This window comes from Bradyrhizobium sp. SZCCHNR1015 (assembly GCF_032489875.1).
Lineage (GTDB): Bacteria > Pseudomonadota > Alphaproteobacteria > Rhizobiales > Xanthobacteraceae > Bradyrhizobium.
The window spans coordinates 470906-487052 of the sequence record NZ_JAUEYW010000002.1; the positions used below are offsets into that span (position 1 = coordinate 470906).

Consider the following 16147-nt stretch of genomic DNA (forward strand, 5'->3'; position numbering starts at 1 on the left):
ACGCTGAGGTCAAGTCTGCGGTGGTTGCCTGACGGCACGCGCGGGCGATGGGGGCAAGAAAGCCGATCCCCAGGGAGAGCACGAAGGACACCGTAAAGCCATCGCGCGGGGAAGGCCGGGTCTGTCCGGCTGTACCTGTGGTACCTGCCGCCTGCATTCTTTTGAGCAGGCGGGCCACGGGCCTCAGCCGAGGTCCGGCCTTCCTCGCGCCCTCTCGTTTCAGGGCGATATGATCGATGCATCACCTCGGGCACGGTGTGCCGTGGGGCGCGATGACGCGTGTCATGAGGCGGCGGAGCGGCCAACCAACCTTTCCGCTGTCGTCCCGGACAAGCGCGCAAAGCGCGCGCAGATCCGGGATCCATAACCCCAGGGAGGAGTTCGAGGCACGATGATGGACCGGCCGCCAGGCCACAACCGCTGCGGAGTGGGTCCCGGGTCGGCGGCCGTCACCGCTTCCCGTCGCCGACCTTGCCTGGAACGACACCGATGATTTGGCGGCCCCTTGTGGCAACTTCCACGTCGGGCGCAGCGGCCGCATGGGGTCGATGAGGTTGCGCGCGGCATCGCCGGGTCCTCCAATCTCGTTGAGCAGTGCTCGCAAACGGCGAGGGGCGGAGGCCCGCATGAAACCCCGCCCGCGCTCCGTAAAAACTCGGGTCAAATTCTAAATATCAAGAATTATCAACGGCTTGTGACTGTCATCCGACTGTCATCGAACCTTTATAAAAGCCACACTGAGGCCCCGTAAAGCGGCCGGGGAAGCGCAATCGGGCGCAGATGGCGCTTCGCTTCCCGAGCATGGAGACCAGCTATGAATTTCGTCAAAGCTATCGTCGCTGCCGGCTTGGTCGCCGCATCGACGTCGGCGTTCGCCGCCGACATCACCGGTGCGGGCGCGACGTTCCCGTTCCCGATCTATTCCAAGTGGGCCGACGCCTACAAGAAGGAGACCGGCAACGGTCTGAACTACCAGTCGATCGGCTCCGGCGGCGGCATCAAGCAGATCCAGGCCAAGACCGTGACCTTTGGCGCCACCGACGCTCCGCTCAAGGCCGAGCAGCTCGAGAAGGACGGCCTGGTGCAGTGGCCGATGGTGATGGGCGGCATCGTGCCGGTCGTCAACCTCGAGGGCGTGAAGCCGGGCGAGATGGTGCTGGACGGCGAGACGCTCGCCAACATCTATCTCGGCAAGATCACCAAGTGGGATGACGCCGCGATCAAGAAGCTCAACCCCAGCGTCAAGCTGCCGTCCGACGCGATCGCTGTCGTCCGCCGCTCCGACGGTTCGGGCACGACCTTCAACTTCACCTATTATCTCTCCGAGGCGAGCGCCGACTGGAAGAGCAAGATCGGCTTCAACACCGCGGTCGAGTGGCCGGTCGGCGTCGGCGCCAAGGGCAACGAAGGCGTGTCCGGCAACATCGGCCAGACCAAGAACTCGATCGGCTATGTCGAGTACGCCTATGCCAAGCAGAACAAGCTGACCTACACGGCCATGGTGAACAAGGCCGGCAAGACCGTGCAGCCGACCGTCGAGGCCTTCCAGGCCGCCGCCGCGAATGCCGATTGGACCAAGGCCCCCGGCTACTACGTGATCCTCGCCAACCAGCCCGGCGACAAGTCCTGGCCGATGACGGCCGCGACCTTCATCCTGATGCACAAGGAGCCGACCGACAAGGCCGCGTCCGCCGAGGCGATCAAGTTCTTCAAGTGGTCGTTCGAGAAGGGTGGCAAGATGGCCGAGGAGCTCGACTACATCCCGATGCCCGACAGCGTCGTGAAGCTGATCGAGAAGACCTGGTCTGCCGACATCAAGAGCTGAGCTGGACGTATCGAAAATTCCCCTCTCCCGGCCGCCGGGGGAGGGGTGCTACCGGGGTTGAGGCGTGTCCAAGGAACAGGGGGCGGAATTGGCAGAGATGGCGGTTCAGACCGAAGTCGGCGACATCGCGGCTGCTGCCGGGCCCTACGACCGGGCGCGCGCGCTCAGTGCCTTCAAGCTTGGCGACGTCACCTTTTACTGGATCACCCGGCTCGCCGCGATCTCGGTCCTGTTGATCCTCGGCGGCATCATCATCTCTCTCATCATCGGCGCCTGGCCGGCGATGAAGGCCTACGGCTTCGAATTCCTGTGGACGCGGCGCTGGGCGCCGTCGGCCGATCCGCCGGTGCTCGGGGCGCTCGGCCCGATCTACGGCACCCTGGTCACGTCCTTCATCGCGATGCTGATCGCGATTCCGGTGGGTCTCGGCATTGCGATCTTCCTCACCGAGCTGTGCCCGCAATGGCTGCGCCGTCCGATCGGCATTGCGATCGAGCTGCTCGCCGGCATTCCCTCGATCATCTACGGCATGTGGGGCTTCTTCGTTCTGGGCCCGTTCCTGGCCTACACGTTCCAGCCGTTCATGATCAATCTCTGCTCCGGCATCCCGGTGCTGCAGGACATCTTCGCCGGTCCGCCGTCCTATCTCAGTCTGTTCAACGCCTCGCTGATCCTGGCGATCATGGTGCTGCCCTTCATCACCTCGATCTCGGTCGACGTGTTCAAGACCGTCCCGCCGGTGCTGAAGGAAGCGGCCTACGGGGTCGGCTGCACCACCTGGGAGGTCGTGCGCAGCGTCGTCATTCCCTACACCCGTGTCGGCGTCATCGGCGGCGTCATGCTGGCGCTGGGTCGTGCGCTCGGCGAAACGATGGCGGTGACCTTCATCATCGGCAACTCGTTCCGGATCTCATCGTCGATCTTCGCGCCGGGCACCACGATCTCGGCCGCCATTGCCTCTGAGTTCCAGGAGAGCGACGGCCTGCACCAGTCGAGCCTGATCCTACTCGGCCTGCTGCTCTTCGTGCTCACCTTCTTCGTGCTGGCGAGCGCGCGCCTGATGCTCATGCGGCTCCAAGCAAAGGCGGGAAAATAAGCCATGTCCAGCGCAGATTCGCTCACCGCCGATACGCCGGTCAATCCGATCTATGCGCGCCGACGCCGCAGGGACATCGTGATCCGCGGCCTCTGCGTCGCCGCCGCGCTGTTCGGCGTCACCTGGCTGGCGCTGATCCTGTTCACGCTGTTCTATAACGGCCTCGCCGGCCTCAGCCTGCAAGTGTTTTCCGCCGACACCCCGCCGCCGGGCTCGAGCGAAGGCGGACTGCGCAATGCCATCGTCGGCTCTCTGATCATGACGGTCATCGGCGTCGGCATCGGCGCGCCGCTCGGCCTGTTCGCCGGCACCTATCTGGCCGAGTACGGCCGCAACGACCGCCTGACCTCGGTGATCCGCTTCATCAACGACATCCTGCTGTCGGCGCCCTCGATCATCATCGGCCTGTTCATCTATGGCGCTGTCGTGGTGCCGATGGGCGGCTTCTCGGCGCTCGCAGGCTCGCTGGCGCTGGCGGTCATTGTCATCCCCGTGGTGCTGCGCACCACCGAGGACATGCTGCTGCTGGTGCCCAACCCGCTGCGTGAGGCGGCCTCGGCGCTCGGCCTGCCGCGATCGCTGGTGATCCGGCGCATCGCCTATCGCGCGGCGCGCTCGGGCCTGATCACCGGCGTGCTGCTGGCCACCGCCCGCGTCGCCGGCGAGACCGCGCCCTTGCTGTTCACTGCGCTGTCGAACCAGTTCTGGAGCCTCAACCTCTCCAAGACGATGGCCAACCTGCCCGTCACCATCAACAACTTCGTCCAGAGCCCCTATGCCTATTGGAAGCAGCTGGCCTGGAGCGGAGCCCTTCTGATCACTCTGGCCGTGCTCGCCCTGAATGTCAGTGCACGCATTCTCGGCGCCGAGAGGAACGCAAAATGACCGACCTGTCCGTATCCGTCAGCCAGCCCAATCCCGCCGCGCTGAACGGCAAGGTTTTGCCGGAAGCCCCCGCCAAGGTGACCGCGCGCAACCTGAACTTCTATTACGGCGATCACCACGCGCTGAAGAACATCAACCTGTCGCTGGGGACCAACCGCGTCACCGCGTTCATCGGTCCATCCGGCTGCGGCAAGTCGACGCTGCTGCGCATCTTCAACCGGATGTACGATCTCTACCCGGGCCAGCGCGCCGTGGGCCAGCTCATGCTGGACAACACCAACATCCTCGATCCCAAGCTCGACCTCAACCTGCTGCGTGCCCGTGTCGGCATGGTGTTCCAGAAGCCGACGCCGTTCCCGATGACGATCTACGAGAACATCGCCTTCGGCATCCGGCTTTATGAGAAGATCTCCAAGTCGGAGATGGACGACCGGGTCGAGAAGGCACTGCGCGGCGGCGCGTTGTGGAACGAGGTCAAGGACAAGCTCAACGCTTCGGGCCTGTCGCTGTCAGGCGGCCAGCAGCAGCGGCTGTGCATTGCGCGCACCGTGGCGGTCCGGCCGGAGGTGATCCTGTTCGACGAGCCGTGCTCGGCGCTCGATCCGATCTCGACCGCCAAGGTCGAGGAGCTGATCCAGGAGCTCGCCGAAAACTATACGATCGCCATCGTGACGCATAACATGCAGCAGGCGGCGCGCGTCTCCGACAAGACCGCCTTCATGTATCTCGGCGAGCTGATCGAGTTCGACGACACCAGCAAGATCTTCACCTCGCCGAGCGATCGGCGGACCCAGGATTACATCACCGGCCGGTTCGGCTGACGCCGACGACATTGACTTCAGGAGATCATCATGGCCAGTGAACATACCGCCAAGGCGTTCGACAGCGATCTGCAGGATCTCACCCGGCTGGTGTCGGAAATGGGCGGCCTCGCCGAGCGTCTGATCGTCGATTCCGTCGATGCGCTGGTGCGGCGCGACATCGCACTCGGCCAGAAGGTGGTCGCCACCGACGCCGAGGTCGACAAGCTGCAGCGCATCATCGAGGAGCGCGCCGTTCTTACCATCGCCCGGCGACAGCCGATGGCGGTCGACCTGCGCGAGATCGTCGGTGCGATGCGGGTCGCCACCGATCTGGAGCGCATCGGCGATCTCGCCAAGAACATCGGCAAGCGCGTCGCGGCGCTGGAGAGCGACTTCCATCCGCTCAAGCTGATCCGCGGGCTCGAGCACATGACCGACCTGGTGCAGTCGCAGGTCAAGACGGTGCTGGACGCCTATGCCGCGCACGACCTGCCGGCGGCGATGACGGTGTGGAAGGGCGACGAGGAGGTCGACGCCATCTGCACCTCGCTGTTCCGCGAACTCCTGACCTACATGATGGAGGATCCGCGCAACATCTCGTTCTGCATCCATCTGATGTTCTGCGCCAAGAACATCGAGCGCATCGGCGATCACGCGACCAACATCGCGGAGACCGTCTTCTATATGATCGAAGGCCAGCAGATCATGGACAAGCGCCCGAAGGGCGACATGACGAGCTTCGCATCGACGATCCCCGGCAACTGAGAGAGACGGTTCTGACATGGGCGCCCGAATTCTGGTGGTGGAGGACGAGGAGGCGCTGACGACGCTCCTGCGCTACAACCTCGAGGCCGAAGGCTACGAGGTCGAGACGGTGGCGCGCGGAGACGAGGCCGACACACGGCTGAAGGAGCGCGTTCCCGATCTCGTCGTGCTCGACTGGATGCTGCCGGGCCTGTCCGGCATCGAGCTGTGCCGCCGCCTGCGGGCGCGGTCCGAGACCCGGCAATTGCCGATCATCATGCTCACCGCGCGCGGCGAGGAGAGCGAGCGCGTGCGCGGCCTCGCGACCGGCGCCGACGACTACATCGTCAAGCCGTTCTCGGTGCCGGAGCTGCTGGCGCGCGTGAAGGGCCTGCTGCGGCGGGCGAGCCCGGAGCGGCTGGCGACCGTGCTGTCCTATGGCGACATCGAGCTCGACCGCGAGAAGCGCCGCGTGGCGCGCTCGGGACGGCCGATCGATCTCGGCCCGACCGAATACCGCCTGCTCGAGTTTTTCCTGGAGCATCCCGGCCGCGTGTTCAGCCGCGAGCAGCTGCTCGACAGCGTCTGGGGCCGCGACATCTATATCGACGAGCGCACGGTCGACGTCCATATCGGCCGCCTGCGCAAGCTGCTCAATCCGGGCCGCGAGCAGGACCCGATCCGCACCGTGCGCGGCGCCGGCTATGCGCTCGATGATCGCTTCGCCAAGAGCGAGCAGGTGTAAGGGGCGATCGGGCGTGAGGATGAAGCAGGTGTGAGGCGCGAGGGGGCCCGATTGAGGAGATCGCGGTCCGCTTTCCGCCACGCCGCCGCCGTCTTGATCGTGTCTGCTTCGTGGCCCGTCACGATGTTTCGGTCCCAGCGGACGCCCTTGATCAAGACCATCATCATATCTCTAGCCGTGCTGCTCGGCAGCGCGGCGGGCGCCGCGGCCGCCGAGCTCGAAGACGCGGTCGCCGCGGCGGGAAACGGACAGCACGCCGCGGCGATGCGCCGCCTGCTGCCGCTGGCCGCCAAGGGCGATGCGCGGGCGCAGTTCGACGTCGGCTTCATGGAGGCCTTCGGCTGGGGCCAACCGCGCAACCCCGCCGAGGCGCTGGCGTGGTATCGCAAGGCCGCCGATCAGGGCCTCGCCGTCGCCCAGCATTATCTCGGCATCGCCTATGTCAACGGCGAAGGTGTCGCGAGCAATTATGGCGAAGCCGGCCGCTGGTTCAGCCGCGCGGCAGCGCAGGGCTTCGCCCAGTCGCAATACATGCTGGGCCTGATGCTGCTCGACGGTCGCGGCGTGAAGCAGGACGTCGTGCAGGGCTACGCCTGGCTGGTGATGGCGGGTCGCAGCGGCGTGCGATCGGCCGGCCGCGACGTGCAGAGGGTCAAGCTGACCGAGCCGCAGCGCGTCCAGGCCCAGAGCGCCATTGCGGCCTGGCGGCCGAAGCCGGAATCGGCGGAGGCGGGCGTCGCCGCTCCGCGTCCGGAGCAACTGCTCGGGCTCGACCGCCACATCGGCGAGGTCGTCGATCCCACCTCGTGGCCGGCGTCGTCGATCGGCGTCGTCACCGTCGCGCAATACTCGACCGGCGGCTGGTGCACCGGCACGCTGGTCGCGCCGCGCGTCGTGCTCACCGCCGCGCATTGCGTGTTCAACGGCGTCGCGCAGGTCAGCCCCGGCAATGTCCGCTTCCTGGCCGGCATGAACAGGGGCACGCCGGCGGCATCGTCGGTCGCCGACAAGCTGATCGTGGCGCCGGACTTCGTCCCGACCCGGCACGACAGATGGTCGCTCGACCGCTCGCCCGCCGATTGGGCGCTGATCGTGCTGAAGGATGCGCTGCCCTCGAAGCCGGTCGCGGTCAAGGCGCTGACGCGGGAGGAACTGCAGGCTGCGACCAAGGCTGGCGCCATTTCCGAGATCGGCTACGGCCAGGAGCGGCGCTATTCGCCGACCGGCCAGCGCAATTGCAGCGCCGGCATGACCAGCGATGCCCGGCTGCTGACGGTGCATTGCCTCGCCAATTTCGGCTATTCGGGCTCGCCGATCCTGGCCGAGGTCGGCGGGCAGCCGACCGTTGTCGGCATCTTCTCGGCGTTCCACGAGGAGACCCGGCTGATGTTCGCCGCGCCCGCCAGCCAGTTCGAGGCGGTCGTGCGGCGCGAGATTGCGGCGCAGAGTGCCTCTGCGCGGTGAAGGGGGAGGGGACGAGAGAGGTCCCGCCGCTGGTCACGATCTGTGCGCGACTGGATAGCGGGTTGCCAAGCGAGCGGGCGATCCGGCAAGTGCAGCCGATTTTTCCTGCAGCTTTCGCCTGCCGCGGCCCTTACCGAACTGGCCTGCCTCTTGCTATGGTCCGAGTATGACGATTGTTCCAATTGATCATCCTCGTGCCCCGCGGCTGTTGTGGTGGCGGTCGCAGCCCGGCAGGACCGTTGCGCTCGTCGCCGGGCTGGTCGCCGCCAACGCGCTCGCCTGGGCCTGGGCCTTCGCGCTCTACGCCGACCGGCCCGCCATCGTCGGCACCGCGCTGCTGGCCTGGCTGCTCGGTCTGCGCCATGCCGTCGATGCGGACCACATCGCGGCGATCGACAACGTCGTGCGGAAGCTGGTGCAGGACGGTCGCGCCCCGCGCGCCGCCGGCCTCTATTTTGCGCTCGGCCATTCCAGCGTCGTCGTCATCGCCACCATCGTGGTGAGCCTGGCGGCCGGCGCAGATCTGTTGAGTGAGGACAGCGCCATCCGTGCGATCGGCGGCACCATCGGCACCTCGGTCTCCGCAGGCTTCCTGCTGCTGATCGCCTTCGCGAATCTGGTGCTGTTCGTGAACCTCTGGCGCCGCCCATCCCACCCCCATTCCGACATGGATGCCGCCGGTAGCGCCGGGCGGGGCCTGCTCATTCGTCTGCTGCGGCCGGTGCTCCGCGTCGTGTCCCGCGCCTGGCACATGTACCCGCTCGGCTTCCTGTTCGGCCTCGGCTTCGACACCGCCAGCGAAATCGGGCTGCTCAGCCTGTCGGCGACCGAGGCGGCGCGTGGGGCGAGCCTGGCGCATGTGCTGGTATTCCCGGCGCTGTTCGCCGCGGCGATGGCCACCGTCGACACCGCCGACAGCATGCTGATGGCCGGCGCCTATCGCTGGGCGCTCACGGATCCCGCGCGCAAGCGGCGCTACAATCTGGTCATCACCGGCGCCTCGGTCGCGATCGCGCTGGTGATCGGCGGCGTCGAGGCGGTCGCGCTGCTGACGCCCCGGCTTGGCTTCACCGGCGGATGGGCCGAGGTCGTCACTGCGCTGGGCGATGATCTCGCCAACCTCGGGATCGTCGCCATCGGACTGTTCGGCCTGATCTGGGCGGGTGCCATGCTGCTTGGCCGCCGTCCGGGCGGTTCCGAGGATGCGCCGGGTGAGGAGCTTGCCAGCGTTCGCGCCGGGGCGCTAAACCCGAGGGCGAAATAGGATCGAGCGCGCGGGTGCGGATGATGGCCGGCTCGGACGAAATGACCAGAATGCTGTGGCTGCAGGGCGCGAGCTGCGGCGGCTGCACGATGTCGATCCTGGAGAGCGGCGCGTCCGGCTGGTTCGACGAGCTGCGCCAGTCCGGCATCGACCTGATCTGGCACCCCTCTGTCAGCGAAGAGACCGGGGACGAAGTCGTCGGACTGTTGGAAGCGATCCGCGACGGCCGCGAGCGGCTCGATCTGCTGGTGCTCGAGGGCTCGGTGGCGCGCGGACCTGGTCAGACCGGCCGCTTCAACATGCTCGCCGGCACCAACCGCTCGATCTATCACTGGCTGCTCGATCTGGCGCCGCTGGCCGACTACGTCGTCGCCGTCGGCAGCTGCGCGGCCTATGGCGGCATTCCTGCTGCCGGCATCAACCCGACCGACGCGGTCGGATTGCAGTTTGAGGGCAGTGACATCGGCGGCGCGCTCGGCGCGGGATTCCGCTCGAAACGCGGGCTGCCGGTGATCAACGTCGCAGGCTGCGCGCCGCATCCGGGCTGGATGATGGAAAGCCTGCTGGCGCTCACCTCGGGCGATCTGACGGCAGACGGCCTCGACGCAGTGGGACGTCCGACCTTCATCGCCAATCACCTGGCTCATCACGGCTGCTCGCGCAACGAGTTCTACGAGTTCAAGGCGAGCGCTGAGACGATGTCGGAGCGCGGCTGCCTGATGGAGCATCTCGGCTGCCGGGCGACGCAGGCGGTCGGCGATTGCAATCAGCGCTCCTGGAATGGCGGCGGCTCCTGCACCAAGGGCGGGTACGCCTGCATCGCCTGCACCTCGCCGGGCTTCGAGAGCACGCAGAACTATCTGGAGACGGCGAAGCTCGCGGGCATTCCCGTAGGCCTTCCGACCGACATGCCGAAAGCCTGGTTCGTGGCGCTCGCCGCGCTGTCGAAATCGGCCACGCCGCGCCGCGTACGGGTCAATGCGACGGCGGATCACGTCGTGGTGCCGCCGGGCCGGGCCAGTGACAAGCGCCGTCCATGACGCGGATCACGGTCGGGCCGTTCAATCGTGTCGAAGGCGACCTCGAGGTCAGGCTCGATATCGAGAGCGGCCGCGTCACCAGGGCGGAAGTGACGGCGCCGCTCTATCGCGGCTTCGAGCAGATCCTGGAGGGGCGGCCGCCGCTGGACGCGCTGGTGATCGCACCGCGAATCTGCGGCATCTGCTCGGTGTCGCAATCGATCGCCGCCGCCGCCGCGTTGCGCCAGGCCATGGGCATTGCGGCAGCGCCAAACGGCATCCTCGCGGCCAACATTGCCCATGCGGCCGAGAACGCGGCGGACCATCTGACGCATTTCTACATCTTCTTCATGCCGGACTTCGCCCGCGACGCCTACGTCGCGCACGCTTGGCATTCGGCTGCGGCCGAGCGTTTCGCGGCGACGAAGGGCAGCGCGGCTCGCGAAGCGTTGCCGGCGCGCGCGCGGCTGCTCGAGATCATGGGCCTGATCGCCGGCAAATGGCCGCACAGTCTCGCCTTCCAGCCGGGCGGGACCACGCGCGCGATCGAGCTTGGCGAGCGCGTGCGCCTCAACGCGATCGCGGCGTCGTTTCGCGGTTTTCTTGAACGCGCCGTGTTTGCCGACAGGCTGGAGAATGTGCTCGCCTTGTCGACGTCGGACGAGCTCGACCGTTGGCGCGAGGGCCGCGCCGGCGACTTCGCGCATTTCCTGCGCATCGCCGACGCGCTCGATCTGGCGCATCTTGGCCCGGGCTCCGGCCTGCTGATGAGTTTCGGCGCTTATCACGAGTCTGACAGTGCGCACTTCCGCGCCGGGCTTCGCACCCGCGATGGAACGACCGAAGCGCTGCCGTCGAATCGGATCACGGAGGACGTGTCGCACGCCTGGATGCGTGCGACCTCGCTCGATCCGGCCGAGAGCCGGACCGAGCCCGACGCCGACAAGCCCGACGCCTATAGTTGGTGCAAGGCGCCGCGGCTTGCGGGAGAACCGGTCGAGGTCGGCGCTCTCGCAAGGCAGGCCATCGACGGTCAGCCGTTGATCTCCGCGCTGCTCGCGGGCGGTCGCAGCAATGTCCGCAATCGTGTCATCGCCCGGCTGATCGAGACCGCGCGCCTCGCGCTGGCGATCGAGCATTGGATCAAGGCACTGCGTCTCAACGAGCCGTTCTGCGACAACAGCGCCAGTACGGCCGACGGCAATTTCGTCGGGCTCGTGGAAGCTGCGCGCGGCAGCCTGGGCCACTGGCTCGCGGTGCGCTCCGGCCGCATCGAGCGCTATCAGATCATCGCGCCGACCAGCTGGAATTTCTCTCCGCGCGACGCGGATGGGATAGCCGGTCCGCTCGAACAGGCGCTGGTCGGCACCGAGGTCGGCGATGCCGGCGCTCGTGCGGTCGGCATCCAGCACGTCGTGCGGTCGTTCGATCCGTGCATGGTCTGCACGGCGCATTGAGCGCGCTGCACACAGGTAGGCAGCAAGCGGAAACAAGCTTGTCGGTGCAAAGCGCGTGATTTCCGATTATCGCGCGCGATCCGCTGTCGAAGCCTTAGCCGCTGCGGCCTCACTGCTTCAAGCATCTGGAATCATTATGATTCAAATCCAGGGATGATGCTGGCCCGCATCTTGCTGTCCTTCTCGCCAGAACGCGATCACACGATCGCCAACGCGATATCAGGGGGAGGACTCATGGGCGCGGCAACGGAAACTTTTTACAGCGTCATCCGGCGTCAGGGCATCACGCGGCGCAGCTTTCACAAATTCTGCAGCCTGACGGCGACGAGCCTCGGGCTCGGGCCGGTCGCGGCGAGCCGCATCGCCAATGCGCTGGAGACCAAGCCGCGCACGCCGGTCATCTGGATGCACGGGCTCGAATGCACCTGCTGCTCGGAGAGCTTCATCCGCTCGGCGCATCCGCTGGTGAAGGATGCCGTGCTGTCGATGATCTCGCTCGACTATGACGACACCATCATGGCGGCGGCCGGCCACCAGGCCGAGGCCATCCTCGAAGAGACGCGCGCGAAGTACAAGGGACAGTACATTCTCGCGGTCGAGGGCAATCCGCCGCTGAACGAAGGTGGCATGTTCTGCATCGACGGCGGCAAGCCGTTCGTCGAGAAGCTGAAGATGATGGCCGAGGACGCGATGGCGATCATCGCCTGGGGCGCTTGCGCCTCCTGGGGCTGCGTGCAGGCGGCGAAGCCGAATCCGACGCAGGCGACGCCGATCGACAAGGTCATCACCAACAAGCCGATCATCAAGGTGCCGGGCTGCCCGCCGATCGCCGAGGTCATGACCGGCGTCGTCACCTTCATCACCACCTTCGGCAAGCTGCCAGAGCTCGACCGCCAGGGCCGGCCGAAGATGTTCTACTCACAGCGCATCCACGACAAGTGCTATCGCCGGCCGCATTTCGACGCCGGCCAGTTCGTCGAGGAGTGGGACGACGAGGCGGCGCGCAAGGGCTACTGCCTCTACAAGATGGGCTGCAAGGGCCCCACCACCTACAACGCCTGCTCGACGGTGCGATGGAATGGCGGCGTATCGTTCCCGATCCAGTCGGGTCATGGCTGCATCGGCTGCTCGGAGGACGGCTTCTGGGACAAGGGCTCGTTCTACGACCGCCTCACCAACATCAAGCAGTTCGGCATCGAGCACAACGCCGACCAGGTCGGCATGGTGGCCGCGGGCACGGTAGGTGCGGCGGTCGCAGCGCATGCGGCGGTCACGGCGGTCAAGCGTCTCGCGACCAAACGCGACGACGCCAAGGAAAACGCCAAGCAAGATCATTGATCGAATTCAGGACAGGCAACGATGGGCATCCAGACTCCCAACGGCTTCAATCTCGACAATTCCGGCAAGCGCATCGTCGTCGATCCGGTCACCCGCATCGAGGGACACATGCGGGTCGAGGTCAACGTCGATTCCGACAACGTGATCCGCAATGCGGTCTCCACCGGCACGATGTGGCGCGGTATCGAGGTGATCCTCAAGAACCGCGATCCGCGCGACGCCTGGGCCTTCACCGAGCGGATCTGCGGCGTCTGCACCGGAACGCACGCGCTCACATCGGTGCGCGCGGTCGAGAACGCGCTCGGCATCACCATTCCGGAGAATGCCAACTCCATTCGTAACCTCATGCAGCTTGCGCTGCAGGTGCACGACCACGTCGTGCACTTCTATCATCTGCACGCATTGGACTGGGTCGACGTGGTCTCGGCGCTCTCGGCCGATCCAAAGGCGACGTCAACCTTGGCGCAGTCGATCTCGAGCTGGCCGCTGTCGTCGCCCGGCTATTTCAGGGACCTGCAGACCCGTCTCAAGAAGTTCGTCGAGTCCGGCCAGCTCGGTCCGTTCAAGAACGGCTATTGGGGCAGCAAGGCCTACAAGCTGCCGCCTGAGGCCAATCTGATGGCCGTGGCACACTATCTGGAGGCACTCGATTTCCAGAAGGAGATCGTCAAGATCCACACCATCTTCGGCGGCAAGAATCCACATCCGAACTGGCTGGTGGGCGGCGTGCCGTGTCCGATCAACATCGACGGCACCGGCGCGGTCGGCGCCATCAACATCGAGCGGCTGAATCTCGTCTCGTCGATCATCGATCGCCTGATCGAGTTCAACGAGCTGGTCTATCTTCCCGACGTGGCCGCGATCGGCTCGTTCTACAAGGACTGGCTCTACGGCGGCGGCCTGTCCGGCAAGAGCGTGCTCGCCTATGGCGACGTGCCCGAGCATGCCAACGACTACTCGGCCAAGAGCCTGAAGCTGCCGCGCGGTGCGATCATCAACGGCAATCTGTCGGAGGTGTTTCCGGTCGATCATGCCAATCCGGACGAGATCCAGGAGTTCGTGGTTCACTCCTGGTACAAATATCCCGACGAGACCAAGGGGCTGCATCCCTGGGACGGCATCACCGAGCCGAACTACGTGCTTGGCCCCAACGCGAAGGGCACCAAGACCGACATCAAGGAGCTCGACGAGGGCGGCAAATATTCCTGGATCAAGGCGCCGCGTTGGCGCGGCCACGCCATGGAGGTCGGGCCGCTCGCACGCTGGGTCGTCGGCTATGCGCAGAACAAGGCGGAGTTCAAGGACCCGGTCGACAAGTTCCTGAAGGATCTCGACCTGCCTCTGACCGCGCTGTTCTCGACGCTCGGCCGCACTGCGGCGCGTGCGCTGGAATCGGTCTGGGCCGGACGGCAGATGCGCTACTTCCAGGACAAGCTGATCGCCAACATCAAGGCCGGCGACAGTTCGACGGCGAATGTCGACAAATGGAAGCCGGAGAGCTGGCCGAAGGAGGCCAAGGGCGTCGGCTTCACCGAGGCGCCGCGCGGCGCGCTCGCGCACTGGATCAAGATCAAGGACACCAAGATCGACAACTACCAGTGCGTCGTGCCGACGACCTGGAACGGCTCGCCGAGGGATCCCAAGGGCAACATCGGCGCCTTCGAGGCGTCGCTGATGAACACCCCGATGGCCAATCCCGAGCAGCCGCTGGAGATCCTGCGCACGATCCATTCCTTCGATCCGTGCCTGGCCTGCTCGACGCACGTCATGAGTCCGGATGGCCAGGAGCTGGCCAAGGTCAAGGTCAGGTAGCACGGGGAGCAGGGTCATGATGGATGCAGTTGCACGCCCGCCCGAGTCGGGGACGGACATCGCCGCGATCGCAGCCGACGCCGCCGGCGAGCATGCGGTCGGCCGGCCCACGGTCTATGTCTACGAAGCGCCGGTGCGCATCTGCCACTGGGTCAACGCGTTCGCGATCATCGTTCTGATGATCACCGGCTATCTGATCGGATCACCGCTGCCGACGGTGTCGGGGGAGGCGTCGGCGAATTTCGTGATGGGCTACATCCGCTTTGCCCATTTCGCGGCCGGACAGGTGCTGGCGGTGTTCTTCCTCGCCCGCATCTTCTGGGCTTTCGTCGGCAACCACCACTCCCGGCAGATCTTCTACATTCCGGTGCATCGCAAGCAATTCTGGAAGGAGGTGCTGCACGAGATCCGCTGGTACGCCTTCTTGGAACGTGAGCCGAAGATGTATGTCGGCCACAATCCGCTGGCGCAGACGGCGATGTTCACCGGCTTCACGCTGTTCGTGACCTTCATGATCGTCACCGGCTTTGCGCTCTATTCGGAAGGCACCGGGATCGACAGCTGGCAGCACAAGCTGTTCGGCTGGGTATTCGCCATCTGGCCGAACAGCCAGGACGTCCATACCTGGCATCATCTCGGGATGTGGGCGCTGGTCACCTTCGTGATGGTGCACGTCTATGCCGCCATTCGCGAAGACATCATGTCGCGCCAGAGCATCATCTCCTCGATGATCTCGGGCGAGCGGCAGTTCCGCGACTGACAGAGGGGGGCCGGCATGGTCGATGAGCGCGGGCGCGACCGCATTCTGGTGCTCGGGATCGGCAACATTCTCTGGGCTGACGAAGGCTTCGGTGTGCGGGTGGTGGAGGAATTCCACCGCCGCTTCACCGTGCCCGACAACGTCACGATCCTCGATGGCGGCACGCAAGGACTCTACCTCGTCAACTATGTCGAGGAAGCCGACAGTCTGATCGTGTTCGACGCCATCGACTACGGCCTCGTGCCGGGCGAGCTCAAGCTGGTCCGGGACGACGAGGTGCCGCGCTTCACCGGCGCCAAGAAGATGAGCCTGCACCAGACGGGCTTCCAGGAAGTGCTGAGCGCGGCCGACCTGCTCGGCCGTTATCCGCAACGGCTTGCGCTGATCGGCTGCCAGCCGCTCGACCTCGAGGATTGGGGTGGGCCGCTGACCGCGCCTGTCCTCGCGCAGATCGGGCCGTCGATCGAGCTGGCCTGCGCCCTGCTGGCGGAATGGGGCGCACCCGCCGTGCCGCGGCGTGAACCGCTCGCCGGCGACGAACGCCTGCTCGCGAACGACATCGACCATCACAGCTACGAGCTGCGGGCGCGCCCGGCCGAGTGACCGCGCCGCGAGGGGATCCGCCATGTGTCTTGGCCTGCCGATGACAATCCTCGAGACCGATGGCGTCTCGGCACTGTGCAGCTTCGACGGCGAGGAGCGCCGCGTCTCGGTGCTGTTGCTGTCGAACCCGCCGGTGGGGGCCAAGGTGCTCGTCTATATCGACAACGCCGTTCGCCTGCTCGATGACGAAGAGGCGCGGCTGATCGGTGAGGCGCTGCGCGGCCTGCAGGCGGCCGTGAACGGCGAGAATTGCGATGACTTCTTCGCGGATCTGATCGGGCGCGAGCCGGAGCTTCCGGAGCATTTGCGGTAGAGGCGTGATGCCCTCGGGC

Annotated in this window: 15 protein-coding genes; all 15 read left to right on the forward strand. The window is 65.9% G+C overall.

The window, feature by feature from the left end:
• Positions 1-814: 814 nt before the first annotated feature.
• Entirely contained in the window at positions 815-1825 is a 1011-nt protein-coding gene (gene pstS, locus QX128_RS05870) for a phosphate ABC transporter substrate-binding protein PstS (protein WP_315802052.1), read from the forward strand.
• Between the two features lie 97 nt (positions 1826-1922).
• Complete coding sequence (gene pstC, locus QX128_RS05875) at positions 1923-2921, forward strand: phosphate ABC transporter permease subunit PstC (protein WP_315802053.1); 999 nt, start codon at positions 1923-1925, stop codon at positions 2919-2921.
• Between the two features lie 3 nt (positions 2922-2924).
• Positions 2925-3806, forward strand: coding sequence for a phosphate ABC transporter permease PstA (pstA, locus tag QX128_RS05880; RefSeq protein ID WP_315802054.1), 882 nt, complete (start codon positions 2925-2927; stop codon positions 3804-3806).
• Positions 3803-4627, forward strand: a complete 825-nt coding sequence (pstB, locus tag QX128_RS05885) for a phosphate ABC transporter ATP-binding protein PstB (RefSeq protein WP_315802055.1) — start codon at positions 3803-3805, stop codon at positions 4625-4627. The genes pstA and pstB overlap by 4 nt, the downstream gene beginning before the upstream one ends.
• Before the next feature lie 30 nt (positions 4628-4657).
• Positions 4658-5374 (forward strand): phosphate signaling complex protein PhoU, encoded by a 717-nt coding sequence (gene phoU, locus QX128_RS05890; RefSeq protein WP_315713504.1) that lies wholly within the window; start codon positions 4658-4660, stop codon positions 5372-5374.
• A gap of 16 nt (positions 5375-5390) precedes the next feature.
• Positions 5391-6098 carry a phosphate regulon transcriptional regulator PhoB gene (phoB, locus tag QX128_RS05895; protein ID WP_315754964.1) on the forward strand — a complete coding sequence of 236 codons (708 nt, stop codon included), beginning with the start codon at positions 5391-5393 and terminating at the stop codon, positions 6096-6098.
• 147 nt (positions 6099-6245) lie between these two features.
• Positions 6246-7562: a trypsin-like serine protease gene (locus tag QX128_RS05900; RefSeq protein ID WP_315802056.1), complete on the forward strand. Its 1317-nt coding sequence runs from the start codon at positions 6246-6248 to the stop codon at positions 7560-7562.
• A 166-nt stretch (positions 7563-7728) separates the two neighbouring features.
• Positions 7729-8826 carry a HoxN/HupN/NixA family nickel/cobalt transporter gene (locus QX128_RS05905; RefSeq protein ID WP_316236915.1) on the forward strand — a complete coding sequence of 366 codons (1098 nt, stop codon included), beginning with the start codon at positions 7729-7731 and terminating at the stop codon, positions 8824-8826.
• A gap of 23 nt (positions 8827-8849) precedes the next feature.
• Positions 8850-9866 (forward strand): HupU protein, encoded by a 1017-nt coding sequence (locus QX128_RS05910; RefSeq protein ID WP_316236916.1) that lies wholly within the window; start codon positions 8850-8852, stop codon positions 9864-9866.
• On the forward strand, positions 9863-11302 hold the full coding sequence (locus tag QX128_RS05915) for a nickel-dependent hydrogenase large subunit (protein ID WP_315802059.1): 1440 nt from the start codon (positions 9863-9865) through the stop codon (positions 11300-11302). Before QX128_RS05910 ends, QX128_RS05915 begins: the two co-directional genes overlap by 4 nt.
• A 234-nt stretch (positions 11303-11536) precedes the next feature.
• Positions 11537-12640, forward strand: coding sequence for a hydrogenase small subunit (locus tag QX128_RS05920; RefSeq protein ID WP_315802060.1), 1104 nt, complete (start codon positions 11537-11539; stop codon positions 12638-12640).
• Between the two features lie 21 nt (positions 12641-12661).
• Positions 12662-14452, forward strand: a complete 1791-nt coding sequence (locus tag QX128_RS05925; protein WP_316236917.1) for a nickel-dependent hydrogenase large subunit — start codon at positions 12662-12664, stop codon at positions 14450-14452.
• 16 nt (positions 14453-14468) lie between these two features.
• Positions 14469-15212 carry a Ni/Fe-hydrogenase, b-type cytochrome subunit gene (gene cybH, locus QX128_RS05930; protein WP_315802062.1) on the forward strand — a complete coding sequence of 248 codons (744 nt, stop codon included), beginning with the start codon at positions 14469-14471 and terminating at the stop codon, positions 15210-15212.
• A 15-nt stretch (positions 15213-15227) separates the two neighbouring features.
• Positions 15228-15815, forward strand: coding sequence for a HyaD/HybD family hydrogenase maturation endopeptidase (locus QX128_RS05935; RefSeq protein WP_315802063.1), 588 nt, complete (start codon positions 15228-15230; stop codon positions 15813-15815).
• A 22-nt stretch (positions 15816-15837) separates the two neighbouring features.
• Positions 15838-16128, forward strand: coding sequence for a HypC/HybG/HupF family hydrogenase formation chaperone (locus tag QX128_RS05940; RefSeq protein WP_315736711.1), 291 nt, complete (start codon positions 15838-15840; stop codon positions 16126-16128).
• Positions 16129-16147: the final 19 nt, after the last annotated feature.

What these genes read in the sequence shown, in the direction of transcription:
- QX128_RS05940 (WP_315736711.1), top strand. Translation starts at nt 15,838, where the DNA reads ATGTGTCTTGGCCTGCCGATGACAATCCTCGAGACCGATGGCGTCTCG.
- QX128_RS05925 (WP_316236917.1), top strand. Translation starts at nt 12,662, where the DNA reads ATGGGCATCCAGACTCCCAACGGCTTCAATCTCGACAATTCCGGCAAG.
- phoB (WP_315754964.1), top strand. Translation starts at nt 5,391, where the DNA reads ATGGGCGCCCGAATTCTGGTGGTGGAGGACGAGGAGGCGCTGACGACG.
- QX128_RS05915 (WP_315802059.1), top strand. Translation starts at nt 9,863, where the DNA reads ATGACGCGGATCACGGTCGGGCCGTTCAATCGTGTCGAAGGCGACCTC.
- QX128_RS05910 (WP_316236916.1), top strand. Translation starts at nt 8,850, where the DNA reads ATGGCCGGCTCGGACGAAATGACCAGAATGCTGTGGCTGCAGGGCGCG.
- phoU (WP_315713504.1), top strand. Translation starts at nt 4,658, where the DNA reads ATGGCCAGTGAACATACCGCCAAGGCGTTCGACAGCGATCTGCAGGAT.
- QX128_RS05905 (WP_316236915.1), top strand. Translation starts at nt 7,729, where the DNA reads ATGACGATTGTTCCAATTGATCATCCTCGTGCCCCGCGGCTGTTGTGG.
- cybH (WP_315802062.1), top strand. Translation starts at nt 14,469, where the DNA reads ATGATGGATGCAGTTGCACGCCCGCCCGAGTCGGGGACGGACATCGCC.
- pstC (WP_315802053.1), top strand. Translation starts at nt 1,923, where the DNA reads ATGGCGGTTCAGACCGAAGTCGGCGACATCGCGGCTGCTGCCGGGCCC.
- pstB (WP_315802055.1), top strand. Translation starts at nt 3,803, where the DNA reads ATGACCGACCTGTCCGTATCCGTCAGCCAGCCCAATCCCGCCGCGCTG.
- QX128_RS05935 (WP_315802063.1), top strand. Translation starts at nt 15,228, where the DNA reads ATGGTCGATGAGCGCGGGCGCGACCGCATTCTGGTGCTCGGGATCGGC.
- pstA (WP_315802054.1), top strand. Translation starts at nt 2,925, where the DNA reads ATGTCCAGCGCAGATTCGCTCACCGCCGATACGCCGGTCAATCCGATC.
- QX128_RS05920 (WP_315802060.1), top strand. Translation starts at nt 11,537, where the DNA reads ATGGGCGCGGCAACGGAAACTTTTTACAGCGTCATCCGGCGTCAGGGC.
- pstS (WP_315802052.1), top strand. Translation starts at nt 815, where the DNA reads ATGAATTTCGTCAAAGCTATCGTCGCTGCCGGCTTGGTCGCCGCATCG.